The 24744-nt window shown below is 54.2% G+C and carries 31 protein-coding genes; 17 read left to right on the top strand and 14 right to left on the bottom strand.

Going from position 1 to position 24744, the window contains the following annotated elements; all coding sequences use genetic code 11:
* Window positions 1–38 precede the first annotated feature (38 nt).
* Together ftsH and rlmE are read right to left on the bottom strand one after the other, a co-directional pair.
* Entirely contained in the window at window positions 39–1973 is a 1935-nt protein-coding gene (gene ftsH, locus NQ230_RS03080; protein WP_010436002.1) for an ATP-dependent zinc metalloprotease FtsH, read from the bottom strand.
* A gap of 102 nt (window positions 1974–2075) precedes the next feature.
* Entirely contained in the window at window positions 2076–2702 is a 627-nt protein-coding gene (gene rlmE / locus NQ230_RS03075) for a 23S rRNA (uridine(2552)-2'-O)-methyltransferase RlmE (protein ID WP_010436004.1), read from the bottom strand.
* A 127-nt stretch (window positions 2703–2829) separates the two neighbouring features.
* Here rlmE and yhbY point away from each other — a divergent pair, with 127 nt between their 5' ends.
* Complete coding sequence (gene yhbY / locus NQ230_RS03070) at window positions 2830–3123, top strand: ribosome assembly RNA-binding protein YhbY (RefSeq protein ID WP_003861814.1); 294 nt, start codon at window positions 2830–2832, stop codon at window positions 3121–3123.
* Window positions 3124–3274: 151 nt separating this feature from the next.
* On the opposite strand, the gene greA is transcribed toward yhbY, so the two are convergent.
* On the bottom strand, window positions 3275–3751 hold the full coding sequence (gene greA, locus NQ230_RS03065) for a transcription elongation factor GreA (protein WP_014171793.1): 477 nt from the start codon (window positions 3749–3751) through the stop codon (window positions 3275–3277).
* 228 nt (window positions 3752–3979) lie between these two features.
* Here greA and dacB point away from each other — a divergent pair, with 228 nt between their 5' ends.
* Genes dacB through pmrB form a run of 3 tightly spaced genes read left to right on the top strand, consistent with a single transcriptional unit; the run spans window position 3980 to window position 7118 of the window.
* Entirely contained in the window at window positions 3980–5413 is a 1434-nt protein-coding gene (gene dacB, locus NQ230_RS03060) for a serine-type D-Ala-D-Ala carboxypeptidase (protein ID WP_257259901.1), read from the top strand.
* A 2-nt stretch (window positions 5414–5415) separates the two neighbouring features.
* On the top strand, window positions 5416–6078 hold the full coding sequence (pmrA, locus tag NQ230_RS03055) for a two-component system response regulator PmrA (RefSeq protein ID WP_023333595.1): 663 nt from the start codon (window positions 5416–5418) through the stop codon (window positions 6076–6078).
* A complete protein-coding gene (gene pmrB / locus NQ230_RS03050) occupies window positions 6075–7118 on the top strand; it encodes a two-component system sensor histidine kinase PmrB (RefSeq protein WP_159515009.1) in 1044 nt (347 codons plus the stop codon). Before pmrA ends, pmrB begins: the two co-directional genes overlap by 4 nt.
* 35 nt (window positions 7119–7153) lie before the next feature.
* On the opposite strand, the gene cgtA is transcribed toward pmrB, so the two are convergent.
* From cgtA to rplU, 4 genes are all read right to left on the bottom strand, one after another.
* Complete coding sequence (gene cgtA / locus NQ230_RS03045) at window positions 7154–8329, bottom strand: Obg family GTPase CgtA (protein WP_010436018.1); 1176 nt, start codon at window positions 8327–8329, stop codon at window positions 7154–7156.
* 15 nt (window positions 8330–8344) lie between these two features.
* Window positions 8345–9310 (bottom strand): DMT family transporter, encoded by a 966-nt coding sequence (locus tag NQ230_RS03040; protein ID WP_159515010.1) that lies wholly within the window; start codon window positions 9308–9310, stop codon window positions 8345–8347.
* Between the two features lie 96 nt (window positions 9311–9406).
* Window positions 9407–9664, bottom strand: coding sequence for a 50S ribosomal protein L27 (gene rpmA, locus NQ230_RS03035; protein WP_004385076.1), 258 nt, complete (start codon window positions 9662–9664; stop codon window positions 9407–9409).
* Between the two features lie 19 nt (window positions 9665–9683).
* The gene (gene rplU / locus NQ230_RS03030) at window positions 9684–9995 is read right to left on the bottom strand and encodes a 50S ribosomal protein L21 (protein WP_003025032.1); all 312 of its coding nucleotides are present in this window, start codon (window positions 9993–9995) and stop codon (window positions 9684–9686) included.
* Between the two features lie 257 nt (window positions 9996–10252).
* On the opposite strand from rplU, the gene ispB reads away from it, so the two are divergent.
* On the top strand, window positions 10253–11224 hold the full coding sequence (ispB, locus tag NQ230_RS03025) for an octaprenyl diphosphate synthase (protein ID WP_024906360.1): 972 nt from the start codon (window positions 10253–10255) through the stop codon (window positions 11222–11224).
* Window positions 11225–11453: 229 nt separating this feature from the next.
* Window positions 11454–11741 (top strand): DNA-binding transcriptional regulator SfsB, encoded by a 288-nt coding sequence (gene sfsB / locus NQ230_RS03020; protein WP_121424774.1) that lies wholly within the window; start codon window positions 11454–11456, stop codon window positions 11739–11741.
* Window positions 11742–11802: 61 nt separating this feature from the next.
* Here sfsB and murA read toward each other — a convergent pair whose 3' ends face one another.
* From murA to mlaF, 7 genes are all read right to left on the bottom strand, one after another.
* A complete protein-coding gene (gene murA / locus NQ230_RS03015) occupies window positions 11803–13062 on the bottom strand; it encodes a UDP-N-acetylglucosamine 1-carboxyvinyltransferase (protein WP_023309349.1) in 1260 nt (419 codons plus the stop codon).
* Window positions 13063–13112: 50 nt separating this feature from the next.
* Window positions 13113–13367 carry a BolA family iron metabolism protein IbaG gene (gene ibaG, locus NQ230_RS03010; RefSeq protein WP_023333602.1) on the bottom strand — a complete coding sequence of 85 codons (255 nt, stop codon included), beginning with the start codon at window positions 13365–13367 and terminating at the stop codon, window positions 13113–13115.
* Between the two features lie 126 nt (window positions 13368–13493).
* The gene (gene mlaB, locus NQ230_RS03005; RefSeq protein ID WP_032639716.1) at window positions 13494–13787 is read right to left on the bottom strand and encodes a lipid asymmetry maintenance protein MlaB; all 294 of its coding nucleotides are present in this window, start codon (window positions 13785–13787) and stop codon (window positions 13494–13496) included.
* A complete protein-coding gene (gene mlaC / locus NQ230_RS03000; RefSeq protein WP_023333604.1) occupies window positions 13787–14422 on the bottom strand; it encodes a phospholipid-binding protein MlaC in 636 nt (211 codons plus the stop codon). The genes mlaB and mlaC overlap by 1 nt, the downstream gene beginning before the upstream one ends.
* An 18-nt stretch (window positions 14423–14440) precedes the next feature.
* Entirely contained in the window at window positions 14441–14989 is a 549-nt protein-coding gene (mlaD, locus tag NQ230_RS02995; protein WP_023309352.1) for an outer membrane lipid asymmetry maintenance protein MlaD, read from the bottom strand.
* Window positions 14990–14993: 4 nt separating this feature from the next.
* Window positions 14994–15776, bottom strand: coding sequence for a lipid asymmetry maintenance ABC transporter permease subunit MlaE (gene mlaE / locus NQ230_RS02990; protein ID WP_023333605.1), 783 nt, complete (start codon window positions 15774–15776; stop codon window positions 14994–14996).
* 7 nt (window positions 15777–15783) lie between these two features.
* Window positions 15784–16596: a phospholipid ABC transporter ATP-binding protein MlaF gene (gene mlaF, locus NQ230_RS02985; RefSeq protein ID WP_023309353.1), complete on the bottom strand. Its 813-nt coding sequence runs from the start codon at window positions 16594–16596 to the stop codon at window positions 15784–15786.
* Between the two features lie 227 nt (window positions 16597–16823).
* Between mlaF and NQ230_RS02980 the strand changes: the two genes are divergently transcribed.
* From NQ230_RS02980 to npr, 11 genes are all read left to right on the top strand, one after another.
* A complete protein-coding gene (locus NQ230_RS02980; RefSeq protein ID WP_023309354.1) occupies window positions 16824–17801 on the top strand; it encodes a calcium/sodium antiporter in 978 nt (325 codons plus the stop codon).
* A 13-nt stretch (window positions 17802–17814) separates the two neighbouring features.
* A complete protein-coding gene (kdsD, locus tag NQ230_RS02975) occupies window positions 17815–18801 on the top strand; it encodes an arabinose-5-phosphate isomerase KdsD (protein ID WP_023333606.1) in 987 nt (328 codons plus the stop codon).
* Between the two features lie 14 nt (window positions 18802–18815).
* The gene (gene kdsC / locus NQ230_RS02970; RefSeq protein ID WP_023309356.1) at window positions 18816–19382 is read left to right on the top strand and encodes a 3-deoxy-manno-octulosonate-8-phosphatase KdsC; all 567 of its coding nucleotides are present in this window, start codon (window positions 18816–18818) and stop codon (window positions 19380–19382) included.
* Window positions 19379–19954, top strand: a complete 576-nt coding sequence (lptC, locus tag NQ230_RS02965) for an LPS export ABC transporter periplasmic protein LptC (RefSeq protein ID WP_121424777.1) — start codon at window positions 19379–19381, stop codon at window positions 19952–19954. Before kdsC ends, lptC begins: the two co-directional genes overlap by 4 nt.
* Window positions 19923–20477 (top strand): lipopolysaccharide ABC transporter substrate-binding protein LptA, encoded by a 555-nt coding sequence (gene lptA / locus NQ230_RS02960; protein WP_023309358.1) that lies wholly within the window; start codon window positions 19923–19925, stop codon window positions 20475–20477. The genes lptC and lptA overlap by 32 nt, the downstream gene beginning before the upstream one ends.
* Before the next feature lie 6 nt (window positions 20478–20483).
* On the top strand, window positions 20484–21209 hold the full coding sequence (gene lptB / locus NQ230_RS02955; RefSeq protein ID WP_023309359.1) for an LPS export ABC transporter ATP-binding protein: 726 nt from the start codon (window positions 20484–20486) through the stop codon (window positions 21207–21209).
* A gap of 47 nt (window positions 21210–21256) precedes the next feature.
* The gene (gene rpoN / locus NQ230_RS02950; protein WP_063143582.1) at window positions 21257–22690 is read left to right on the top strand and encodes an RNA polymerase factor sigma-54; all 1434 of its coding nucleotides are present in this window, start codon (window positions 21257–21259) and stop codon (window positions 22688–22690) included.
* Window positions 22691–22712: 22 nt separating this feature from the next.
* On the top strand, window positions 22713–23000 hold the full coding sequence (gene hpf / locus NQ230_RS02945) for a ribosome hibernation promoting factor (RefSeq protein WP_008501444.1): 288 nt from the start codon (window positions 22713–22715) through the stop codon (window positions 22998–23000).
* Window positions 23001–23082: 82 nt separating this feature from the next.
* Window positions 23083–23574 carry a PTS IIA-like nitrogen regulatory protein PtsN gene (ptsN, locus tag NQ230_RS02940; protein WP_008501443.1) on the top strand — a complete coding sequence of 164 codons (492 nt, stop codon included), beginning with the start codon at window positions 23083–23085 and terminating at the stop codon, window positions 23572–23574.
* Between the two features lie 45 nt (window positions 23575–23619).
* Window positions 23620–24474: an RNase adapter RapZ gene (rapZ, locus tag NQ230_RS02935; protein ID WP_014885397.1), complete on the top strand. Its 855-nt coding sequence runs from the start codon at window positions 23620–23622 to the stop codon at window positions 24472–24474.
* Entirely contained in the window at window positions 24471–24743 is a 273-nt protein-coding gene (gene npr / locus NQ230_RS02930) for a PTS phosphocarrier protein NPr (protein ID WP_003861872.1), read from the top strand. Before rapZ ends, npr begins: the two co-directional genes overlap by 4 nt.
* Window position 24744 lies beyond the last annotated feature (1 nt).

Here is a 24744-nt window from a genome sequence, read left to right as displayed (position 1 = left end):
GGGTTTGAGGTACAGACAAACGCGTCAACAGCAGTGACTTACTTATCGCCCAACTGTTCTGACATGGTGTTGCCCGGGTTTGGCGTACGCGGTTCATCAACCGGACGCGGCGCACGCGGGGTGCCATTGTTGTCAGAATTATTGGAAGCGCCTGGGTCTTCCCAGCCTGCTGGCGGACGTACTTCACGGCGCGCCATCAGGTCGTCAATCTGCGGTGCATCGATGGTCTCATATTTCATGAGCGCATCTTTCATCGAATGCAGGATGTCCATATTGTCGTTCAGGATCTGGCGAGCACGTGCATAGTTACGCTCTACCAGAGATTTTACTTCCTGGTCGATGATACGAGCCGTCTCATCGGACATATGTTTCGCTTTAGCCACAGAACGGCCCAGGAATACTTCACCCTCTTCCTCTGCATATAGCAGCGGACCGAGTTTGTCGGAGAAGCCCCACTGCGTCACCATGTTACGCGCCAGGTTTGTCGCGACTTTGATGTCGTTGGACGCACCGGTAGAAACATGTTCCACACCGTAGATAATCTCTTCTGCCAGGCGACCACCGTACAGGGTAGAAATCTGGCTTTCCAGTTTCTGGCGGCTGGCGCTGATCGCGTCGCCCTCAGGCAGGAAGAAGGTCACACCCAGCGCACGACCGCGCGGAATAATCGTCACTTTATGCACCGGATCGTGTTCCGGCACGAGGCGACCGATAATCGCGTGACCCGCTTCGTGGTATGCCGTGGACTCTTTCTGCGCTTCCGTCATCACCATGGAGCGACGTTCCGCACCCATCATGATTTTGTCTTTCGCTTTCTCAAACTCCACCATCGATACGACGCGCTTGTTACCGCGAGCGGCAAACAGAGCGGCTTCGTTGACCAGGTTAGCCAGGTCCGCACCGGAGAAGCCCGGGGTACCGCGCGCAATGATTGCCGCGTCGATATCTGGCGCCAGCGGTACGCGACGCATGTGAACTTTCAGAATCTGTTCACGACCGCGAACATCCGGCAGACCCACAACAACCTGACGGTCGAAACGGCCTGGACGCAGCAGCGCAGGGTCAAGTACGTCCGGACGGTTAGTCGCCGCGATAACGATGATACCTTCGTTACCTTCGAAGCCATCCATCTCAACCAGCATCTGGTTCAGCGTCTGTTCACGTTCATCGTGACCACCGCCCAGACCTGCGCCACGCTGGCGGCCTACGGCGTCGATTTCATCGATGAAGATAATGCACGGTGCTGCCTTCTTGGCCTGCTCGAACATGTCACGCACACGAGATGCACCGACACCAACGAACATTTCAACGAAGTCAGAACCTGAAATAGTAAAGAACGGCACCTTCGCTTCGCCCGCGATGGCTTTCGCCAGCAGGGTTTTACCGGTACCCGGAGGGCCAACCATCAGCACGCCTTTCGGGATCTTACCGCCCAGCTTCTGGAAACGGCTCGGTTCACGCAGGTACTCAACCAGTTCACCCACCTCTTCTTTCGCTTCGTCACAACCGGCGACATCAGCGAACGTGGTCTTGATCTGGTCTTCCGTCAGCATACGCGCCTTGCTCTTACCGAACGACATGGCACCTTTGCCACCGCCGCCCTGCATCTGGCGCATAAAGAAGATCCAGACGCCGATAAGAAGCAGCATCGGGAACCAGGAAATGAAGATAGAAGCCAGCAGGCTTGGTTCTTCTGGCGGCTCGCCAACTACCTTGACGTTTTTGGTCAGAAGGTTATCAAGCAGCTTAGGATCGTTCACCGGGATGTAAGTCGTGTAACGGTTACTATCTTTCTTGGTAACGTTGATCTCACGTCCGTTGATACGCGCTTCGCGAACCTGGTCCTGATTGACCTCCTGCAGGAAGGTAGAATAATCCACCTTGCGGCCATTCGACTCGCTGGGCCCAAAGCTCTGGAATACTGACATCAGCACGACGGCAATGACCAGCCAGAGAATTAGGTTTTTCGCCATGTCACTCAAGGGATTAACCTCACATTACAACTGTGTTAAAAACAGCGTCAGGATACTCTATATCCAGTTTCATTCAAACTTTCGCCTGAAATCTACCGGTTATCATTTTCGCCCGGTCGCTACAATATACACTTCTCGGGAACGCGCCCGGGAAGAGTCCGGCTTACGAACTTTAACCTTCGCAAACAGGGAGCGAATTTCCTTAAGATACTCCTCGAAACCTTCGCCCTGAAACACCTTCACAACAAAACTACCACCAGGCGCCAGAACATCACGACACATTTCTAACGCTAGCTCCACCAGATACATGCCGCGGGGGATATCCACCGCCGGTGTTCCACACATATTTGGTGCCATATCAGACATGACAACCTGAACCTTACTGTCACCCACACGTTCAAGTAACGCTTTCAGCACTAATTCATCACGAAAATCGCCCTGAAGGAAGTCGACACCGACGATGGGATCCATTGGTAAAAGATCGCATGCGATGATTCGACCCGCTCCGCCGATCTGCGTGACCGCATACTGGGACCATCCGCCAGGGGCAGCACCGAGGTCGACAACCGTCATCCCCGGCTTAAAAAGTTTGTCACTTTGCTGTATTTCATCAAGTTTAAACCAGGCGCGGGAACGCAACCCCTTTTTCTGCGCCTGCAGAACATATTTATCGCTAAAGTGTTCCTGAAGCCAGCGGCTGGAACTGGCAGAACGCTTTTTACCTGTCATTTAACTTTTCCGTCCGGGTTCATCGTTGCTTACCTTTGGCGTAAATTTCTACGCTGCTATTTGGCGATATTAGGGAGATGGCGGTAGAATGAACCGTTTTCAATCCCAACGTAAGCAAAAATATACGATGAATCTGAGTACTAAACAAAAACAGCACCTTAAAGGTCTGGCACATCCGCTCAAGCCTGTAGTCATGCTTGGCAACAATGGTTTGACCGAAGGGGTGCTTGCCGAGATTGAACAAGCGCTGGAACACCACGAGCTGATCAAGGTGAAAATCGCCTCTGAAGACAGAGACACTAAAAACCTGATCGTGGAAGCCATCGTGCGCGAAACCGGCGCCTGTAATGTACAGGTCATCGGTAAAACGCTGGTGCTCTATCGCCCATCTAAAGAGCGCAAAATCTCGCTGCCACGCTAAGGATATCCTGAATCAAACACATTTTCTGTGTGAAACGAGGGATTTCTGTCAGCAGGCGAGCAAAATGCCATGCTCCTTGAGTTGATAAAAGGCCGCTATGCGGCCTTTTTCTTTTCTTTACAATGTATCAACATCTTAGTAGAGAAGCGAATTACAGGTATTCAACCTTAATAATTTCGTATTCCACTTCACCACCAGGGGTGCGGATGGTGACAACATCGTCCTGCTCTTTGCCAATCAGGCCGCGAGCAATCGGGGAGTTCACTGAAATCAGGTTCTGTTTGAAGTCTGCTTCATCATCACCCACGATGCGATAGGTCTGCTCTTCGTCGTTGTCGAGGTTCAGCACGGTCACGGTAGAACCAAAGATCACACGCCCATTGTTAGGCATTTTGGTGATATCGATAACCTGCGCATTGGACAGTTTTGCTTCGATATCTTTAATACGCCCTTCACAGAAGCCCTGCTGCTCACGCGCGGCGTGGTATTCAGCGTTCTCTTTCAGGTCGCCATGCTCGCGCGCATCCGCGATAGCGGCGATGATTTCAGGGCGACGCACGGATTTCAGAAAATCCAGCTCTTCGCGCAGTTTTTCGGCACCACGTAAGGTCATCGGAATAGCTTGCATTTGTTATACCTCTTAAACATTCCTGTTGGGAGCAGTGTTCCCTGCTCCTGCCCCCCTAAGCGGGCAAGAAGCAAAAAGAAAACCGACCCGGGAGCAACGCCCCAGGTCAGCAGCAATTTTTCAATTTGATACGCATTTTACCGCGAAGTTCACTATGGGTCATCGTTTACTTTGCAGTGCTATGCACCGTAGTATGACGGTTTGTTTTCGGGTTGTTAGCGCGAGATTATGCGATTTTCCAGATTTATCATCGGATTGACTACCAGTATAACGTTCACCGCCCAGGCCGCGAATGTTGATGAGTACATTAATCAGCTCCCCGCAGGCGCGAACCTTGCCCTGATGGTGCAGAAGGTTGGCGCACAGGCTCCCGAGATTGACTATCACAGTCAACAGATGGCCCTGCCTGCCAGTACCCAAAAGGTGATCACTGCCCTTGCCGCCCTGCTCCAGCTCGGGCCTGACTTCCGTTTTACGACCACCCTTGAAACCAAAGGTAACGTCGAGGGTGGCGAACTGAAAGGCGATCTTATCGCCCGTTTTGGCGGCGATCCGACCTTTAAGCGTCAGGATATCCGCAATATGGTTGCGGTACTGAAAAAATCTGGCGTGCAAAAAATTGATGGCAATGTGCTGATCGACACGTCGATCTTTGCCAGCCACGATAAAGCCCCTGGCTGGCCGTGGAACGACATGATCCAGTGCTTTAGCGCCCCGCCCGCCGCCGCGATTGTCGACCGTAACTGCTTCTCGGTTTCGCTTTACAGCGCGCCGAAGCCAGATGATTTAGCGTTTATCCGCATAGCGTCCTACTACCCGGTCACGATGTTTAGCCAGGTCCGCACGCTGGCGAAAGGCTCCCCGGATGCGCAATATTGTGAGCTGGACGTGGTGCCAGGCGATCTTAACCGCTTCACGCTTACCGGCTGTCTGACGCAGCGCGCCGATCCGCTGCCGCTGGCCTTTGCAATACAGGACGGGGCAAGCTATGCGGGCGCCATTCTGAAAGATGAACTGAAGCAGGCGGGAATCACCTACTCCGGCACGCTGCTTCGCCAGACGCAGGTTAACCAGCCCGGCACGGTCATCGCCAGCAAACAGTCTCCGCCGCTGCACGATTTACTGCGAATCATGCTGAAAAAGTCTGACAACATGATTGCCGACACCGTATTTCGCATGATTGGTCACGCGCGTTTCGGCGTGCCGGGCACCTGGCGTGCGGGTTCAGACGCCGTTCGTCAGATCCTGCGCCAGCAGGCCGGGATCGAGCTGGGTAATACTATCGCCGTCGATGGCTCCGGATTATCGCGTCATAATTTGATCTCCCCGGCCACAATGATGCAGGTGCTTCAGTACATTGCACAGCATGACACTGAGCTAAACTTTATTTCAATGCTACCGCTGGCCGGGCATGACGGTTCACTGCAGTACCGCGCCGGGCTTCACGCTGCCGGTGTGGATGGCAAAGTATCCGCGAAAACAGGCTCACTGCAGGGGGTTTACAACCTTGCAGGCTTCATCACTACCGCCAGCGGACAACGCATGGCATTCGTGCAGTATCTTTCCGGCTATGCCGTCGAACCGACCGACCAGCGCAATCGTCGTATTCCGCTTGTTCGCTTCGAAAGCAGGCTTTACAAGGACATCTACCAGAATAACTAGCGATGAAACTACTCATAGTTGAAGACGATCTGTTATTGCAGGAAGGGCTGGCGCTGGGACTAGCCAATGAAGGGTATGCCCTCGACTGTGCCGGCACCGCAGCGGAGGCGGACTCCCTGATTCAGAGCGGCGAATACAGTCTGGTGATCCTCGATTTGGGCCTGCCTGATAAAGACGGCGCCACGCTGCTCAGCCAGTGGCGACGCCGCGGCATCGCCAACCCGGTATTGATCCTGACGGCACGCGATGCCATTGAGGATCGTATCACCGGCCTCGATGCAGGCGCAGATGATTACCTGGTGAAGCCTTTTGCGCTCGCGGAGCTGCAGGCACGGGTGCGAGCGTTGATTCGCCGCTATCAGGGCCATAGTGATAACTTACTGACCGACGGCGATATTACGCTGAATCTGCAAACCCAGCAGGTACTGCGCCAGGATCAGGCGGTAGAGGTGACGCCAAAAGAGTTTGCCTTGCTTACGCGTCTGATCATGCGCAGCGGGCAAACGGTGCACAGAGAAACGCTCCAGCAGGATATCTACTCCTGGCAGGACGATCCAGGATCCAATACCCTTGAAGTGCACATTCACAACCTGCGTCGCAAGCTCGGCAAGGACAGAATCAAAACCGTCCGTGGCGTTGGCTATCGCCTGGAGAGCCAGAAATGAACAGCATGCGTCGGCGTTTGATGGTGCTGCTGGCGGTCATTCTGTTATTTTTTCAGCTGATAAGCGTCATCTGGCTGTGGCATGAAAGCCGTGAGCAGATCGGTTTTCTCGTTAATGAAACGCTGTCGGCGAAAGCTCGTAATAACCATGTCGAGAAAGAGATCCGCGAAGCAATTGCCTCACTGCTGGTCCCTTCGCTCGTGATGGTAGGCTTTACGTTGTTTTTCTCATTCTGGGCGGTTACCTGGATAACCCGACCGCTGAATAAACTGCGTGACAGCCTGGCTAACCGCTCGGCGGATAACTTAACTCCGCTTCCCATGTATTCCGACATGGAAGAAATCGGCGCGGTGACAACCTCCCTGAACCAGCTGCTCGCCCGGCTGGACAATACCATTCAGCAGGAGCGCCTCTTCACCGCTGACGCCGCACACGAACTTCGAACGCCCCTTGCCGGTATCCGGCTCCATCTGGAGCTCATGGCGCAGTCAGGCGCGCCACAGGCCGCGACGTTAATTAGCCGTATCGATCAGCTCATGCATACCGTCGAACAGCTGCTGATGCTGGCCCGCGCCGGACAGGCAATGGCGAGCGGCCACTACGAAACCGTGAGCTGGACGGAAAATATCATTGAACCTCTCGGCCTGGGGCATGAAGCCAAAGAGCATACGGTGATTTGGCCTGCTAAAAGCGCGCTCACGGTTCAGGGAGACGCCGTGCTCTTGCGCCTGATGCTGCGCAACCTGCTGGAGAATGCCGGGCGCTACAGCCCGACAGGGACAACGATTACGGTGACTTTAACCGAGGTCGATGGGGGGACGCAGATCGGGGTTATCGATCAGGGTCCAGGGATTGATGAAGCACACCGACAGTCAATTACCGAGCCATTCCGCCGTCTTGACCAGCGCTACGGAGGCAGCGGTCTGGGCCTGAGTATCGTGCAGCGCATCGTCCAGCTCCACCACGGCAGGTTGACGCTTGAGAATGGCGCTGAAGGTGGTTTGATCGCCAGCTGCTGGCTACCCGCAACGCTGGAATAAAAAAAAGCCCCCATAATGGGGGCTTTGAGCAGATATTAGTGCTTGTAGATGAACTCGACGCCTTCTTCGTCGTCTTCATCCCAGTCATCGTCCCAGTCTTCATCATCTTCTTCAGCTTCCAGCTCTTCAAGCTGCTGGCGGTGGTAGTCATCCCACATGAATTCGACTTTTTCAGGCTGTTTCGCTTCTTCCGCCTGAACGATTGGGTTCTCGATGATAAAGGTCATCACATCCCAGCACAGATCTTTCACGCCAACCTGGCTTGCCGCAGAGATCAGGTAGTATTTATCTTCCCAACCCATCGCTTCAGCAATCGCTTTCGCTTTTGCTTCCGCTTCGGCTTTGTCCATCAGGTCGATCTTGTTGAAGACCAGCCAACGTGGCTTACCTGCGAGTTTTTCGCTGTATTTTTCAAGTTCACCGATGATGATACGGGCGTTTTCGACCGGATCGGACTCATCGATTGGATTGATATCAACGATGTGCAGCAATACGCGGCAGCGCTCAAGGTGTTTCAGGAAGCGAATACCCAGTCCTGCGCCTTCTGCTGCGCCCTCGATCAAACCCGGGATATCAGCGACAACAAAGCTCTTTTCGTGGTCCATACGAACAACGCCCAGGCTTGGCACCAGCGTCGTAAACGGATAATCCGCCACTTTTGGCTTCGCGGCTGATACAGCACGGATAAACGTCGATTTACCGGCGTTAGGCATACCCAGCATACCGACGTCAGCCAGCAGCATCAGTTCCAGCTGCAGCTCGCGCGTATCGCCCGGTGTCCCCATGGTTTTCTGACGCGGAGCACGGTTAACCGATGATTTAAAACGGCTGTTACCGAGACCGTGCCAGCCACCTTTAGCAACCAGCAGGCGCTGACCGTGTTTGGTCATATCACCCATGGTTTCACCGGTGCCCTGGTCAATCACACGCGTACCGACCGGAACCTTGATGTTGACGTCTTTACCACGTTTACCGGTACAGTCACGGCTCTGGCCGTTCTGGCCGCGCTCGGCACGGAAAGATTTTTCGAAACGGTAGTCGATCAGCGTGTTGAGGTTTTCATCCGCCTCCAGCCACACGTCACCACCATCCCCGCCGTCGCCGCCATCAGGACCGCCACGTGGGATATACTTTTCACGGCGGAAGCTCACGCAACCATTGCCGCCATCACCAGCCACGACCAGGATCGTCGCTTCATCAACAAACTTCATTTTACTCTCCGTAACTCATTCGCCTGAGCGGGGGACTACTACAACCGCTTCATTTTTGCGCCAACGTCCCCAAAGACGATGACCAATGGCGGAATACATCGCGCCCGCAACCACGACAAACGCACCGAGATAACCCAACAGGTTGAGCATCGGTCTGACGAAGACATCGGGCCAGGCCATTGATAACAAATCTGAAAATAACAGCGTAAACAGCGGAGTAAGCGTAATTAACGCGCTCACCTGTGCTGCCTGCCAGCGCGCCATCGCTTCGGCCAGCGCGCCATAACCGACCAGCGTGTTCAGCCCACAAAAAATGAGGCACGCCAGTTGCCAGTCGCTAAGCTGGGTAATCACGCCCGGCTTTGCTAATGGCAGCAATGCTATTGTACACAAAGTGTACAGCAAAAAGAGGATCTGCTGTGAGGCAAGTCGACGCAATAACACCTTTTGCGCGACGCCATAGCTCACCCAGACCGTTGCTGCCCCCACACCGAAAATGACACCCCATGTGTAATCCGTCAGGCGGGTAAAAATCTCTATCAGACTGGTGTTGAAGAACATCACCAGACCGCATAACAGCATGCTCGCCCCGATAATCTGCGTACCGCGCATCTTCTCCTTGAGGATAAAGACGCTGGCGACCATCATGCCCACCGGTGAAAGCTGACCTATCACCTGCGACGCCGTGGGGCTGAGATATTGCAGGGAAGAGCTGAACAGGATGAAGTTACCGAACAGACCCCCCGTCGCGATAGCCAGCAATACCAGCCAGCGCGGTTTACGGAAGAGCCGCAAGGATGGAAGCTTACCTTTGATAGCCAGAATGGCCCCGAGGCCGATGCTTGCCATCAGAAAGCGATAAAAGACCACCGTAGGCGGCTCCATCACTTCCAGTACCTGCTTCATTGCAATTGGCAACGCACCCCAGCACATTGCGGTGGTGAGTGCCAAAAGAATGCCCATGCCGGCCTGCTGCTTCATGCCCGTTTTCCCTACAGAAAAAATTACCGGGTTTCCAATGTAAAAAGCCCCGCAACAGGTTGCGGGGCTTTAATCCGTTACCGGACCGAGAAAACCTTACTCAGCAACGATGCTGATGTATTTACGGTTGTTCGGGCCTTTAACTTCAAATTTCACTTTACCGTCTGCTTTAGCAAACAGAGTGTGGTCACGACCGCAACCTACGTTGTTGCCAGCGTGGAATTTGGTACCACGTTGACGAACGATGATGCTACCCGCCAGAACGGATTCGCCACCGAAACGCTTAACGCCCAGGCGTTTAGCTTCTGAATCGCGACCGTTACGTGTGGAGCCGCCAGCCTTTTTATGTGCCATTTAAATCTCTCCTCAGGTCTTAGGCGCTGATGCCAGTAATTTTCACATCAGTGAACCACTGACGGTGGCCCTGCTGCTTACGGTAGTGCTTACGACGACGAAACTTAACGATTTTAACTTTCTCGCCACGACCGTGTGCAACAACTTCAGCTTTGATAACGCCGCCATCAACGAAAGGAACGCCGATTTTGACTTCTTCACCGTTTGCGATCATCAGAACTTCTGCGAACTCAACAGATTCGCCAGTTGCGATGTCCAGCTTTTCCAGGCGAACGGTCTGACCTTCGCTTACTCGGTGTTGTTTACCACCACTTTGGAAAACCGCGTACATATAAACTCCGCTTCCGCGCACATCCTCGTATGATTCAGAGTGCGCTATAAATATTCACAATAGGGCGCGAATATTACGCAAAACGCGAGCCTTTGACAAGTGCTACCGTCAATACATGAAGAAAAAAAACACAACACGTACGGTAACGTTTATCTGTGCCGTTTTTTCAGTACAATCAGCACTACTATTGATAAACCGAAACCCTTCGTTACCCCATTGAAGATGGGATCAACAGGATAAAAAGCCCGGCTTTTGCGATGAATTTAGAAAAAATCAACGAGTTAACCGCGCAAGATATGGCGGGTGTGAATGCAGCAATCCTGGAGCAACTCAACTCTGACGTTCAGCTGATCAATCAGTTGGGCTATTACATCGTCAGCGGCGGCGGTAAACGCATTCGTCCGATGATCGCCATTCTGGCTGCCAGAGCCGTTGGTTATCAGGGAAATGCTCACATCACTATCGCAGCGCTCATCGAATTTATTCACACGGCGACGCTTCTGCATGACGATGTGGTGGATGAATCGGATATGCGTCGTGGCAAAGCCACGGCAAACGCCGCTTTCGGGAACGCAGCCAGCGTACTGGTGGGGGATTTTATTTATACCCGCGCCTTCCAGATGATGACCAGTCTGGGCTCCCTGAAAGTGCTGGAGGTGATGTCCGAAGCCGTAAACGTCATTGCTGAAGGCGAAGTGCTGCAGCTGATGAACGTCAACGACCCTGACATCACCGAAGAAAACTACATGCGGGTGATCTACAGCAAAACCGCGCGCCTGTTTGAAGCGGCTGCCCAGTGTTCCGGCATTCTGGCTGACTGTACCGAAGCGCAGGAGAAAGGCCTGCAGGACTATGGCCGCTATCTGGGTACGGCATTCCAGCTGATTGACGATTTGCTGGACTACAGTGCGGACGGCGAGACGCTCGGCAAAAACGTTGGCGATGACCTGAACGAAGGCAAACCAACCCTGCCGCTGCTCCATGCTATGCGCAACGGAACGGCCGACCAGGCGAAAATGATCCGTGAAGCGATTGAGCAGGGAAATGGCCGCCATCTTCTGGAACCTGTGCTGGAAACCATGGCAATCTGCGGATCGCTGGAATGGACGCGTCAGCGTGCGGAAGAAGAAGCCGACAAAGCCATCGAAGCTCTCCAGGTCATTCCCGACAGCCCGTGGCGCGAGGCGCTGATTGGTCTTGCCCACATTGCCGTTCAGCGCGACCGTTAATCCTCCTGTCTCTCCCCGCGGCTATGGCGGGGAGATTCCAATAAACTCCTGTAAATTCCGTATTCCTGTAAATTCATCGGTTTAGAGACCGCATGAATAAAGCCATGTCTTATTCTGAATATCCCTTCAAGTAACGCGAACTTTTTAGAACAAGAGTTTGAAATGGGTATAGTAACCCCGTCGTTTCAGAAGAAACGGCGTAGGTGAATCCGAACTTAAGGACGGCGTTATGGATACGAAATTTATCGACTGGCACACGGCTGATATTATTGCCGCACTGCGCAAAAGAGGCACTTCACTGGCAGCAGAGTCCCGCCGCCATGGACTGAGTTCTTCAACTCTGGCAAACGCCCTCACCCGCCCCTGGCCCAAGGGAGAATTAATCATCGCGACGGCGCTGGATACGCATCCGTGGGTGATTTGGCCTTCGCGCTACCACGATCCCATTACCCATGAATTTATCGACAGATCGCGCATGATTCGCCAGAGAAAGGCAAAAAGAGAACCGCAGGAGTAACGCGTTTTTTGACAGGAACAGCAACCCCCCGGTCATTGCTGGCAGGGGGCTGCCGGAACGATTACTCGCCCTTCACACGCTCGATATTGGCACCCAGCGCGCGCAGCTTATCTTCGATACGCTCATAGCCACGATCGATGTGATAAATACGATCCACGATCGTTGTGCCTTCCGCGATACAACCCGCCAGCACCAGGCTTGCAGACGCACGCAGATCGGTTGCCATCACCTGAGCACCAGAGAGTTTCTCAACGCCATGGCAAATCACGGTATTGCTTTCGATCTCAGCATGCGCACCCATACGGATCAGCTCCGGTACGTGCATAAAGCGGTTCTCGAAAATGGTTTCTGTGATGAAGCCAGTACCTTCGGCGACCAGGTTCAACAGAGTGAACTGCGCCTGCATGTCCGTTGGGAACGCCGGATGCGGTGCCGTACGCACATTGACCGCTTTTGGACGCTGGCCGTGCATATCAAGGCTGATCCAGTCTTCACCGATTTCGATATCCGCACCCGCATCGCGCAGTTTCGCCAGCACCGCATCCAGGGTATCTGGCTGCGCGTTGCGACACACAATCTTTCCGCCAGAAATCGCCGCAGCGACCAGGAAGGTACCGGTTTCGATACGGTCCGGCAGTACGCGATAGACACCACCGCCCAGACGCTCAACGCCTTCGATGGTGATACGGTCGGTCCCCTGACCGGAGATCTTCGCACCCAGCGCCACGAGGAAGTTGGCAGTATCCACAATTTCCGGTTCGCGCGCGGCATTTTCGATGATAGTGGTCCCTTCTGCCAGCGTCGCCGCAGACATAATGGTGACCGTTGCGCCCACGCTCACTTTGTCCATGACAATGTGCGCGCCTTTCAGACGACCATTGACGGACGCTTTAACGTAACCTTCTTCCAGCTTGATCTCTGCGCCCAGTTTCTCCAGACCAAAGATGTGCAGGTCAACCGGACGCGCACCGATAGCGCAGCCGCCCGGCAGAGAGACCTGACCCTGACCAAAACGCGCCACCAGCGGGCCAAGCGCCCAGATGGATGCGCGCATGGTTTTCACCAGATCGTATGGGGCTGAGAAGTTATTCACCTTGCTGGCGTCGATCCAGACGGAACCGTTACGCTCAACTTTCGTGCCCAACTGGGTGAGCAACTTCATGGTGGTGTCGATATCTTTCAGCTTCGGTACGTTCTGAATTTCTACCGGCTCTTCCGCGAGCAGCGCAGCAAAGAGGATTGGCAGCGCGGCGTTTTTGGCGCCAGAAATTGTGACTTCGCCCTGGAGACGCGTTGGCCCCTGTACACGAAATTTATCCATTGTGTGCTCTCTTATAAATTCAACCGTGCTGCGGGCCTGTCGCCCTCAGCTCAAAAACCGTTTAGTTTGCGATCGCGTGCCCACTCTTGCGGGGTGAACGCTTTAATCGACAGGGCGTGGATGCGGTTATCCGCAATATATTCCATCAGCGGCGCGTACACAGCCTGCTGTTTCTTCACACGGCTCATACCGTCGAACATCTCACCCACAGCAATAACCTGGAAGTGACTGCCATCGCCAGAGACGTGGGCTTCCTGAAGGGAGAGTGCATTCATCAGCACTGTCTGGATTTCATGATTTTCCATGGGCTCTTAATCATCTGATAGTGAAAACAAGCCCAACATCTTAGAGCAAAGTGGAGTTGTCTTAAACAAGCAAAAAGCCCCGACGATGAAACTGTCAGGGCTTTCGGAAGTAACGCACTGAAAATATTAACGAGGCAGTACGTCCTGAGGGAGGTTGTAGAGCTGCGCAAGGGTCACGACATTATCGCTCGCGCCGTGAAGCGTAACGCTAGCCCCCTGCTTTTTCCCTACCGCAACCAGATGGGCCAGCAGCGCAACACCCGCCGTATCCACCCGCGTGACGTCGGTTAAGTCGATGAGCGTCACGCCCTGCATCGCTTCATGGCGTTTGTCCCACAGTGGGTTCAGCAGATCCTGATCCAGCTCGCCGGACAGCTTTAATGTCTCGCCTTCACGCGACCAGCTGAGTTGCTGTGACATTACTTCTTCTCATCCAGGCTAATTTTCTGACGAGAGATAGACTGCAGCTGCGCGGTCAGGCCATCAATGCCTTTGGTGCGCAGCAGGTCGCTCCATTCGTTCTGTTTGGTGGTGATCATGCTTACCCCTTCGGCAATCATGTCATACGCCTGCCAGTGACCGGTCTGGCTGTTTTTACGCCACTGGAAATCCAGACGAACCGGCGGACGACCGTTAGGATCGATGATCGTCACACGGATAGGGACGATGGTCGCATCGCCCAGCGGCTGCTCAGGCGCAATCTGATAGGTCTGACCGTGGTACATCGCCAGCGCCTGGCCATAAGCCTGTTTCAGGTATTCACGGAACGCGGCAAAGTAGGCATCACGCTGCGCAGGGGTCGCATCTTTGTAATAACGTCCCAGCACCAGCGCACCCGCATACTTAATCTGCACGTACGGCAGCAGCTCCTGGTCAACGACGTCACGCAGATAATCAGGATTAGCACGAATTTTAGGCTGTTCGTTTTTAAGACGGTCGAAGGTCTTCTTCGCCGCTTCGTCCATCAGTTTGTACGGGTTACTCTGATCCGCAGCGTGAGCGGCGGTAAGAGGGGCGATGACCAGCATGGCAACCATTAACAGTCGTTTAAACATGAATGACTTCTCCTGATATTAATTCGCAGCACCTGGCGTCGGTGCGACGTCGGTATGATCTTCGCTCTGCGCTGGGGCAGCGTCGGATTTTTTCTCATCCCCTTTACTGCTGTAAAGGAACTGACCAATCATATCCTCCAGCACCATCGCGGATTTCGTATCCTGAATGACGCTACCGTCTTTAAGGATAGTCGTTCCCAGCTCGGGGTCTTCAAAGCCGACGTTAAGCGCCAGATATTGTTCGCCCAGCAGGCCGGAAGTGCGGATAGAAAGGGAGCTGGTGTCCGGGATATGGTTGTAACGCTCTTCGATATCCATCGCGACGCGTGGCAGATAGGTTTTCTCATCAAGCGTAATGTCAGAGACGCGTCCGATCACCACGCCGCCGATACGAACCGGTGAACGCGCCTTCAGCCCGCCGATGTTATCGAAGGTGGCATAGATGCGATACGTCGGCTCGGTGCGCACAGACGTGATATCCGCCGCTCTCAGGCAGATAAACAGCGCGGCCAGCAGCGCCAGCAGCAGGAATACACCGACCCAAATTTCATTTTTTCTCGTTTGCATGAACTCAATTCCCAAACATCAGTGCGGTGAGCACAAAATCCAGACCCAGTACGGCCAGCGACGAATGTACGACTGTACGTGTAGTTGCACGGCTAATGCCCGCCGACGTCGGGATGGCATCGTAACCATTGAACAATGCAATCCAGGTGACCGTAATGGCAAATACCACGCTTTTAATCAGGCAGTTAACCAGATCCATTCGCAGGTCAATGGCGTCCTGCATCGCGGACCAGAAGAAACCGGCATCAATGCCTTTCCAGTGCACGCCAACCAGCGAACCGCCCCAGATACCCACGGCGACAAACAGAATAGTCAGCAGCGGTAAAGAGATCACCCCCGCCCAGAAACGCGGTGAGATCACGCGACGCAGCGGATCGACCGCCATCATCTCCATGCTGGAGAGCTGCTCGGTCGCACGCATCAGGCCAATTTCAGCCGTTAATGCCGACCCCGCACGCCCGGCGAACAGCAGCGCCGCCACAACCGGCCCCAGTTCACGCAGCAGCGAGAGCGCCACCAGCATCCCGAGGCTGGTTTCCGCACTGTAGGTTGTCAGAACCAGGTAGCCCTGTAGCCCAAGCACCATACCGATAAACAGACCGGAAACAATGATGATGAGCATCGACAGCACGGCGACATTATAAAGCTGCCGCACCAATAGCGGCGCGTGCTTACGGAATTCCGGCTTGCCGACCAGCGCGTTGAATAACATCAATCCGGCACGCCCGAACGTCCTGATGGTTTTTATGCCACGGTGTCCGAGAGCGGCCAACGCATTTAACAGCATGAGTGGCTTAACTCCCTATTCCCAGTAAATCGTCACGATAGTCGCCCGCCGGGTAGCGGAACGGCACAGGGCCATCGGCAATACCGTCGAGGAACTGCCGCACGCGCGGATCGCAATTTTCCTGCAGCGCCTGGGCGCTACCGTGTGCAACGATCTTTTTGTCCGCCACAATATAGGCGTAATCGGCAATGCTCAAAACTTCCGGTACATCGTGAGATACCACAATGCAGGTGACGCCAAGCGCACTGTTCAGTTCAGAGATGAGCTTCACCAGCACGCCCATCGTGATGGGATCCTGTCCAACAAACGGTTCGTCGAACATGATTAAATCAGGTTCTAATGCAATGGCTCGCGCCAGCGCGGCACGGCGCGCCATCCCACCGGACAGCTCCGAAGGCATCAGCTTCGCGGCGCCCCGCAAACCGACGGCTTCAAGCTTCATCATCACCGTGCTTTTCAGCAGTTCCGGCGGCAGGCTGGTATGCTCGCGCAGCGGGTAGGCCACGTTATCAAAGACATTCATGTCGGTGAACAAGGCTCCAGACTGAAAGAGCATGCTCATGCGTTTGCGGACAGTATACAGGCGCGAGCGTGACATCTCCGGGATGTTTTCGCCATCAAAGAGGATTTCACCGCGATCGGGTGGGATCTGCCCACCAATAAGGCGCAGCAGGGTCGTTTTACCGATCCCGGACGGCCCCATGATGGCAGTGATCTTGCCACGCGGTACGGTCAACGAAATATCATCAAATATCAATCTGTTGGCGCGAGAAAAACTCACACCGCGAACATCGACTAAATTCGCCATCGTTTGGCTCATTTATGGTTCCTTTATTACCCTGCTCACGTTAAGGCATGCCGCCTGAATCAGCCCTCAACTCCGCATTTTTACAGAATAATAGCCGTTGAGGTTAGCGAAAGCTGGCATTTGTTTTACTTTTCCGGCGCATAAAGTCAAAATTAGGAATTCGTTACGCCTCAGACTGTATGCAGTCCAGCCATTCGCGCGCGATGGACCGACGAGTATACCTGAAGAAAGGACTTTTGATGCTTTTAGCAACAGCACTGTTAATAATTGGTTTACTATTGGTGGTCTACAGTGCTGACCGTTTAGTGTTTGCTGCATCTATCCTGTGTCGCCTGACGGGCGTACCGCCTGTCGTCATCGGGATGACCGTGGTCAGTGTTGGAACGTCACTTCCTGAAATCATCGTCTCTGTCTCGGCATCGCTGCATGGTCAGTTAGACCTGGCAGTCGGTACCGCGATTGGCTCTAACATCGTCAATATACTCTTGATTTTAGGCCTGGCCGCCCTGCTCCATCCATTTCGCGTGCATTCTGATGTTCTGCGCCGTGAATTGCCGCTAATGTTAATCGTAAGCCTGCTGGCAGGCTGCGTTTTTTACGATGGTGTACTGAGCTACAGCGACGGCATTTTCTTGCTGGCGCTGGCCGTTATTTGGCTGCTGTATAGTGTTAAAATCGCCCGTCTGGCTGAGAAGCAGGGCCAGGATAGCCTCACGCGTGAGCAGGTCGCCGAACTTCCGCGAGAAGGCACGCTGCCAGTTGCCCTGCTCTGGCTTGGCGTTGCGCTGATCATCATGCCGATGGCCACGCGCATGGTCGTGGATAACGCGACGGTGCTGGCGAACTATTTCGCCATCAGTGAACTGACCATCGGCCTGACGGTGATTGCCATCGGTACCAGCCTGCCGGAGCTCGCCACGGCCATTGCGGGGGCGCGTAAAGGTGAGGATGACATTGCCATTGGTAATATCATCGGTTCTAACATTTTTAATATCGCCATTGTGATGGGTCTGCCGGCCCTGATTACGCCAGGGCCCTTTAATCCCCTGGCGTTCTCACGCGACTACGGCGTGATGTTATTGGTCAGCGTGATATTTGCCCTGCTCTGCTGGCGGCGGCAACGACAGATCGGCAAAGGCGCAGGCGCGCTGCTGACGGGTGGATTTATCGTATGGATGGCGATGCTGTACTGGCTCTCGCCTCTTCTCTCTGGGTAAACGGAAACGCATTATGTCGCAAATAGAATTGCAGCCGGGTTTTGACTTTCAGAAAGCAGGCAAAGAGGTTCTGGAGATTGAACGTGAAGGTCTGGCGCAGTTAGATCAGTACATTAATCAGGATTTTAGTCTGGCATGTGAGAAGATGTTCTACTGTGCCGGCAAAGTCGTGGTGATGGGGATGGGCAAGTCCGGCCACATTGGACGCAAAATGGCGGCAACATTTGCCAGCACCGGAACCTCTTCCTTCTTTGTACACCCGGGGGAAGCCGCGCACGGCGACCTGGGTATGGTCACGCCGCAGGATATCGTCATCGCGCTGTCCAACTCCGGTGAGTCCAATGAGATCCTGGCGCTGATCCCGGTACTGAAGCGTCTGCAGGTGCCGCTTATTTGCATGACCAGCCGCCCTGAAAGCAGCATGGCGCGCGCGGCTGATATTCACCTGTGCGTGAAAGTGCCCAAGGAGGCCTGTCCGCTCGGCCTGGCGCCGACGTCAAGCACCACCGCCGCGCTGGTCATGGGGGATGCGCTTGCCGTCGCGCTGCTCGAAGCCCGCGGTTTTACGCCGGAAGATTTCGCGCTTTCCCACCCGGGCGGTGCGCTGGGGCGCAAGCTGCTGCTTCGGGTAAACGATATTATGCACACCGGGGATGAGATCCCTCACGTCAGTAAAGAAGCCTCCCTGCGTGATGCGCTGCTGGAAATCACCCGCAAGAATCTGGGTATGACGGTCGTGTGCGACGATCTGATGAAAATTCAGGGGATCTTCACCGATGGCGACCTGCGTCGCGTGTTCGACATGGGTGTAGATGTCCGCACGCTCGGCATTGCCGACGTGATGACGCCGGGCGGTATCCGCGTGCGTCCGGGTACGCTGGCCGTGGATGTGCTGAACCTGATGCAGTCCCGCCATATCACCTCCGTTATGGTTGCCGATGGCGACCAGTTGCTGGGTGTGGTACATATGCATGATCTGCTGCGCGCAGGCGTAGTGTAATGAAGGATAAGACAATGAGTAATGCGGGTGCATCCCTTGCAACCTGTTATGGTCCGGTCAGTACCCAGATGATGGCAAAGGCGGAAAACATTCGTCTGCTCATCCTGGATGTGGATGGGGTACTCTCCGATGGCCTGATTTACATGGGCAATAATGGTGAAGAGCTGAAGGCGTTTAACGTTCGCGACGGCTACGGTATCCGCTGTGCGCTCACCTCGGGTATTGAGGTTGCTATCATCACCGGACGAAAAGCTAAACTGGTAGAAGATCGCTGTGAAACCTTAGGTATTACCCATCTGTATCAGGGTCAATCCGATAAGATGGCGGCGTTTAAGGATTTACTGGGTAAACTGGCTATCGCACCGGAAAACGTGGCCTACGTCGGGGACGATCTGATTGACTGGCCCGTGATGGCTGAAGTTGGGCTGAGCATCGCCGTTGCCGATGCGCATCCGCTGCTGATCCCGCGCGCTGACTACGTTACCCACATCAACGGGGGCCGTGGTGCCGTACGTGAAGTCTGCGATCTGCTTTTGCTGGCGCAGGGCAAGCTTGATGAGGCCAAAGGGCAATCGATATGAGTAAAACCAGACGCTGGATTATCATTTTGCTGTCGCTTGTCGCACTGGTCTTGATTGGCGTGAACCTTGCCGATCGCGACGATACGCAAACGCAAGTGGTCAACAATAACGATCCAACCTATAAAAGCGATCACAGCGACACCGTGGTCTACAGCCCGGAAGGCGCGCTGAACTATCGCCTGATTGCCCAGCATGTTGAATATTTTTCAGATGACGGTATTTCGTGGTTTACCCAGCCTGTCATGACCACCTTTGATAAGGACAAAGTCCCGACGTGGTCAATTAAGTCAGATCGGGCAAAACTGACAAATGACCGTATGCTTTATCTGTATGGCCACGTTGAAGTCAACGCCCTGACCGCTGACTCGCAACTGCGAAAAATTACGACGGATAATGCCCAGATTAACCTGGTAACCCAGGACGTGACCTCGCAGGATCTGGTCACACTGTATGGCACAACATTTAATTCCAGCGGTTTGAGAATGCGCGGGAACTTACGCAGCAAAAACGCCGAGCTGATTGAAAAGGTTAGAACCTCCTATGAAATTCAAAACAAACAAACTCAGCCTTAAAGTAATTATCGCCAGCGCGATGCTGGCGACCAGTCTCCCCGCGCTTGCTGTAACGGGCGATACCGACCAACCGATCCATATCGAGTCCGATACCCAGTCTCTCGATATGCAGGGTAACGTCGTCACCTTCACGGGTAACGTCGTCATGACTCAGGGCACCATCAAAATTAACGCCGACAAAGTGGTCGTGACTCGTCCGGGTGGCGAGCAGGGCAAAGAGATCATTGATGGTTACGGCAACCCGGCGACCTTCTACCAGATGCAGGACAACGGCAAGCCGGTGAAAGGTCACGCCTCGCATATGCACTACGAGCTGGCGAAGGACCTGGTCATCCTGACCGGAAATGCGTATCTGGAACAGCTGGACAGCAACATTACCGGCGACCAGATCACCTATCTGGTGAAAGAGCAAAAAATGCAGGCCTCCAGCGAGAAAGGCAAACGCGTCACGACCGTACTGGTTCCGTCGCAGCTGCAGGATAAAGGCAAAGGCCAGGCCCCGGCACAGAAGAAGAGTAACTAATTCGTTATGGCAACATTAACTGCAAAAAATCTCGCGAAGGCCTATAAGGGCCGCCGTGTCGTAGAAGATGTCAGTCTGACCGTCAACTCCGGCGAAATTGTAGGGCTGCTTGGCCCTAACGGTGCGGGTAAAACCACCACTTTCTACATGGTCGTTGGCATTGTGCCGCGCGATGCCGGCAACATTATCATTGACGATGAAGACATCAGCCTTCTGCCGCTGCACGCGCGCGCGCGTCGCGGGATCGGCTATCTGCCGCAGGAAGCCTCCATTTTCCGTCGTCTTAGCGTTTACGATAACCTGATGGCGGTCCTGCAAATTCGTAACGACCTGACCAGCGAACAGCGTCAGGATCGTGCCAACGAGCTGATGGAAGAGTTCCACATCGAGCACCTGCGTGATAGCCTCGGTCAGGCACTCTCCGGGGGTGAACGCCGCCGCGTTGAGATTGCACGTGCGCTGGCCGCAAACCCGAAATTTATCCTTCTGGATGAACCGTTTGCGGGCGTTGACCCGATCTCGGTTATCGACATTAAACGTATCATTGAACACCTGCGTGACAGCGGGCTTGGCGTACTGATCACCGACCACAACGTCCGTGAAACGCTGGCCGTGTGTGAACGCGCGTATATTGTGAGCCAGGGCAATCTGATCGCCCACGGTACGCCGCAGCAGATCCTCGAAGACGATCATGTTAAGCGCGTCTATCTTGGGGAAGACTTCAGACTCTGATAGGGTAGAGGTAACGTAACGCCGAACCGGAGAAAAATGCTCTGAACATGAAGCAAGGTTTGCAATTAAGGCTCAGCCAACAACTGGCGATGACGCCGCAGCTACAGCAGGCAATTCGCCTGTTGCAACTGTCCACGTTAGAACTTCAGCAGGAGCTCCAGCAGGCGCTGGACAGCAACCCCCTGCTGGAACAAACCGATCTTCATGACGAGGTAGATACCCAGCAATCTCAGGATACAGAAGCGCTTGACACCGCGGATGCACTCGAACAAAAAGAGATGCCCGACGAGCTACCGCTGGATGCCAGCTGGGATGAAATCTACACCGCCGGAACCCCTTCCGGTACGCGTGCAGACTACCAGGATGATGAGCTACCGGTCTATCAGGGAGAAACCACCCAGTCGCTGCAGGATTACCTGATGTGGCAGGTGGAACTCACCCCCTTCTCCGATACCGACCGCGCGATTGCCACCTCAATTGTCGATGCCGTTGACGACACCGGCTATTTGACCGTCACGCTGGACGATATTCTGGAAAGCATGGGCGACGAAGAGATTGAGCTTGAGGAGATCGAAGCCGTTCTGAAGCGCATCCAGCGTTTCGATCCGGTAGGCGTGGCCGCAAAAGATCTGCGTGACTGCCTGCTGATCCAGCTTTCTCAGTTCAGCAAAGAGACGCCATGGATCGACGAGGCGCGCTTAATCATCAGCGATCATCTGGATCTGCTGGCCAACCACGATTTCCGCTCCCTGATGCGCGTCACGCGCCTGAAGGAAGAGGTGTTGAAAGAAGCGGTGAATCTGATCCAGTCGCTCGATCCGCGCCCGGGACAGTCGATCCAGACCAGCGAGCCCGAGTACGTGATCCCGGACGTGCTGGTCAGAAAACACAATGACCGCTGGGTCGTTGAACTGAATTCAGACAGCATCCCTCGCCTGCAAATCAACCAGCAGTATGCCTCCATGTGCACCAGCGCGCGTAACGACTCCGACAATCAATATATTCGTAGCAATCTTCAGGAAGCGCGATGGTTGATCAAAAGTCTGGAGAGCCGAAATGATACGCTGCTACGCGTCAGCCGCTGTATTGTCGAACAGCAACAGGCGTTCTTTGAGCAGGGCGAAGAGTATATGAAACCGATGGTACTGGCGGATATCGCCCAGGCCGTCGAAATGCATGAATCAACCATTTCCCGTGTCACCACGCAGAAGTATCTGCACAGTCCACGCGGTATTTTTGAGCTTAAGTATTTCTTCTCCAGCCATGTGAATACCGAGGGCGGCGGCGAAGCGTCGTCAACGGCCATTCGTGCCCTGGTGAAGAAGTTGATCGCCGCGGAGAACCCCGCGAAGCCACTAAGCGACAGTAAGTTAACCACCATGCTGTCCGATCAGGGTATTATGGTGGCACGTCGTACTGTTGCGAAGTATCGAGAGTCTTTATCCATTCCGCCGTCCAACCAGCGTAAACAGCTGGTCTGACACAACCGATAAGGAAGACACTATGCAGCTCAACATCACTGGACAAAACGTCGAAATTACTGAGGCTTTACGCGACTTTGTGAACGCGAAGTTTGCAAAACTCGAGCAGTATTTCGAAAGGATCAATCAGGTCTATATTGTGTTGAAAGTGGAGAAAGTGACTCATATCTCGGATGCCACCCTGCATGTTAACGGGGGTGAACTGCATGCCAGTGCGGAAGGGCAAGACATGTACGCTGCTATCGACGGCTTGATTGATAAGCTTGCACGACAGCTCAATAAACATAAAGATAAACTGAAACAACACTAATTGTCCGGGCAGTTAACGGGTGCAGGACGGCCTGTTGTGAAACACAACAGGCCATTTGTACAGTTAGCGCTTAGGTGAAATTATGATGAACAACGATTCCGCTCTTCAACTGAGCAATGTCCTTAACCAGGAATGTACCCGCAGTGCGGTTCACTGCCAGAGCAAAAAACGTGCGCTGGAGATCATCAGTGAACTGGCTGCAAAACAGCTGGGCCTGCCGCCGCAGGTGGTATTCGAAGCGATTCTGACCCGTGAAAAAATGGGCAGTACCGGTATCGGCAACGGCATCGCGATCCCGCACGGCAAACTGGAAGAGGATACCCTGCGTGCCGTTGGTGTGTTTGTGCAGCTTGAAACACCCATCGCCTTCGATGCCATTGATAACCAGCCCGTCGATCTCCTCTTCGCGCTGCTGGTGCCTGCCGATCAGACGAAAACCCATCTGCATACGCTGTCGCTGGTCGCAAAACGTCTGGCCGATAAAACCATTTGCCGTCGACTGCGCTCGGCCCAAAGTGATGAAGAGCTCTATCAGATTATCACTGAAGCAGAAGGCAATCAGGATGATGCATAACCAGGAGATGGCCTTCACATCTGTTGTCCTGAGGAGAAACGGAACATGGTGCTGATGATTGTCAGCGGTCGTTCAGGGTCGGGGAAATCCGTTGCTCTGCGCGCGCTGGAAGACATGGGTTTTTACTGCGTCGATAACCTGCCGGTCGTGTTATTGCCCGATCTGGCACGCACGCTTGCGGAGAGACAAACCTCTGCCGCCGTCAGTATCGACGTCCGTAACATGCCTGAATCGCCAGAGATCTTCGAACAGGCCATGAGCAACCTGCCTGATGCGTTCTCGCCTCAGCTGCTGTTCCTTGATGCAGACCGCAATACGCTAATCCGCCGCTACAGCGATACCCGTCGCCTGCATCCGCTTTCCAGTAAGAACCTCTCTCTGGAGAGCGCTATCGATGAAGAGAGCGACCTGCTGGAGCCGCTGCGTTCTCGTGCCGACCTGATTGTCGACACCTCTGAGATGTCCGTTCACGAGCTGGCGGAAATGCTGCGTACCCGGTTGTTGGGTAAACGCGAGCGTGAACTGACGATGGTGTTCGAATCCTTCGGCTTTAAGCACGGTATTCCGATCGATGCGGATTACGTTTTCGACGTGCGCTTCCTGCCGAACCCGCACTGGGATCCGAAGCTGCGTCCAATGACCGGTCTGGATAAACCCGTCGCGGCCTTCCTCGACCGGCACACAGAAGTTCACAATTTTATCTACCAGACGCGAAGCTACCTTGAGCTATGGTTACCTATGCTGGAGACAAACAATCGTAGCTACCTGACGGTGGCGATTGGCTGTACCGGCGGTAAACATCGTTCGGTTTATATCGCCGAACAGCTGGCCGACTATTTCCGCTCGCGCGGGAAGAACGTTCAGTCCCGTCATCGCACGCTGGAAAAACGTAAAACATGACCGTAAAACAAACCGTTGAGATCACCAATAAGCTGGGTATGCATGCACGCCCGGCGATGAAACTGTTTGAGCTGATGCAGGGTTTCGATGCAGAGGTTCTGCTGCGGAATGACGAAGGTACCGAAGCGGAAGCGAACAGCGTGATCGCCCTGCTGATGCTGGATTCCGCCAAAGGGCGCCAGATTGAAGTTGAAGCCACCGGGCCTCAGGAAGAGGAAGCGCTGGCGGCGGTGATTGCCCTGTTTAACGCTGGCTTTGACGAAGACTAAC

It is taken from the genome of Enterobacter asburiae (assembly GCF_024599655.1).
In the GTDB taxonomy this organism is placed as follows: Bacteria; Pseudomonadota; Gammaproteobacteria; order Enterobacterales; family Enterobacteriaceae; genus Enterobacter; species Enterobacter asburiae_D.
Note: the sequence above shows the minus strand (reverse complement) of the source record. Positions and strands in the feature narration are given on the sequence as shown.

Coding starts and splice junctions, on each gene's coding strand:
- mlaF (WP_023309353.1), bottom strand. CDS start 16,596: ATGAGCCAAACGATGGCGAATTTAGTCGATGTTCGCGGTGTGAGTTTT.
- lptA (WP_023309358.1), top strand. CDS start 19,923: ATGAAATTCAAAACAAACAAACTCAGCCTTAAAGTAATTATCGCCAGC.
- ptsN (WP_008501443.1), top strand. CDS start 23,083: ATGATGAACAACGATTCCGCTCTTCAACTGAGCAATGTCCTTAACCAG.
- NQ230_RS02980 (WP_023309354.1), top strand. CDS start 16,824: ATGCTTTTAGCAACAGCACTGTTAATAATTGGTTTACTATTGGTGGTC.
- hpf (WP_008501444.1), top strand. CDS start 22,713: ATGCAGCTCAACATCACTGGACAAAACGTCGAAATTACTGAGGCTTTA.
- greA (WP_014171793.1), bottom strand. CDS start 3,751: ATGCAAGCTATTCCGATGACCTTACGTGGTGCCGAAAAACTGCGCGAA.
- dacB (WP_257259901.1), top strand. CDS start 3,980: ATGCGATTTTCCAGATTTATCATCGGATTGACTACCAGTATAACGTTC.
- rplU (WP_003025032.1), bottom strand. CDS start 9,995: ATGTACGCGGTTTTCCAAAGTGGTGGTAAACAACACCGAGTAAGCGAA.
- rpoN (WP_063143582.1), top strand. CDS start 21,257: ATGAAGCAAGGTTTGCAATTAAGGCTCAGCCAACAACTGGCGATGACG.
- lptC (WP_121424777.1), top strand. CDS start 19,379: ATGAGTAAAACCAGACGCTGGATTATCATTTTGCTGTCGCTTGTCGCA.
- yhbY (WP_003861814.1), top strand. CDS start 2,830: ATGAATCTGAGTACTAAACAAAAACAGCACCTTAAAGGTCTGGCACAT.
- cgtA (WP_010436018.1), bottom strand. CDS start 8,329: ATGAAGTTTGTTGATGAAGCGACGATCCTGGTCGTGGCTGGTGATGGC.
- ispB (WP_024906360.1), top strand. CDS start 10,253: ATGAATTTAGAAAAAATCAACGAGTTAACCGCGCAAGATATGGCGGGT.
- sfsB (WP_121424774.1), top strand. CDS start 11,454: ATGGATACGAAATTTATCGACTGGCACACGGCTGATATTATTGCCGCA.
- pmrA (WP_023333595.1), top strand. CDS start 5,416: ATGAAACTACTCATAGTTGAAGACGATCTGTTATTGCAGGAAGGGCTG.
- npr (WP_003861872.1), top strand. CDS start 24,471: ATGACCGTAAAACAAACCGTTGAGATCACCAATAAGCTGGGTATGCAT.
- rapZ (WP_014885397.1), top strand. CDS start 23,620: ATGGTGCTGATGATTGTCAGCGGTCGTTCAGGGTCGGGGAAATCCGTT.
- ibaG (WP_023333602.1), bottom strand. CDS start 13,367: ATGGAAAATCATGAAATCCAGACAGTGCTGATGAATGCACTCTCCCTT.
- mlaD (WP_023309352.1), bottom strand. CDS start 14,989: ATGCAAACGAGAAAAAATGAAATTTGGGTCGGTGTATTCCTGCTGCTG.
- kdsD (WP_023333606.1), top strand. CDS start 17,815: ATGTCGCAAATAGAATTGCAGCCGGGTTTTGACTTTCAGAAAGCAGGC.
- mlaE (WP_023333605.1), bottom strand. CDS start 15,776: ATGCTGTTAAATGCGTTGGCCGCTCTCGGACACCGTGGCATAAAAACC.
- kdsC (WP_023309356.1), top strand. CDS start 18,816: ATGAGTAATGCGGGTGCATCCCTTGCAACCTGTTATGGTCCGGTCAGT.
- lptB (WP_023309359.1), top strand. CDS start 20,484: ATGGCAACATTAACTGCAAAAAATCTCGCGAAGGCCTATAAGGGCCGC.
- rpmA (WP_004385076.1), bottom strand. CDS start 9,664: ATGGCACATAAAAAGGCTGGCGGCTCCACACGTAACGGTCGCGATTCA.
- mlaB (WP_032639716.1), bottom strand. CDS start 13,787: ATGTCACAGCAACTCAGCTGGTCGCGTGAAGGCGAGACATTAAAGCTG.
- mlaC (WP_023333604.1), bottom strand. CDS start 14,422: ATGTTTAAACGACTGTTAATGGTTGCCATGCTGGTCATCGCCCCTCTT.
- pmrB (WP_159515009.1), top strand. CDS start 6,075: ATGAACAGCATGCGTCGGCGTTTGATGGTGCTGCTGGCGGTCATTCTG.
- rlmE (WP_010436004.1), bottom strand. CDS start 2,702: ATGACAGGTAAAAAGCGTTCTGCCAGTTCCAGCCGCTGGCTTCAGGAA.
- murA (WP_023309349.1), bottom strand. CDS start 13,062: ATGGATAAATTTCGTGTACAGGGGCCAACGCGTCTCCAGGGCGAAGTC.
- NQ230_RS03040 (WP_159515010.1), bottom strand. CDS start 9,310: ATGAAGCAGCAGGCCGGCATGGGCATTCTTTTGGCACTCACCACCGCA.
- ftsH (WP_010436002.1), bottom strand. CDS start 1,973: ATGGCGAAAAACCTAATTCTCTGGCTGGTCATTGCCGTCGTGCTGATG.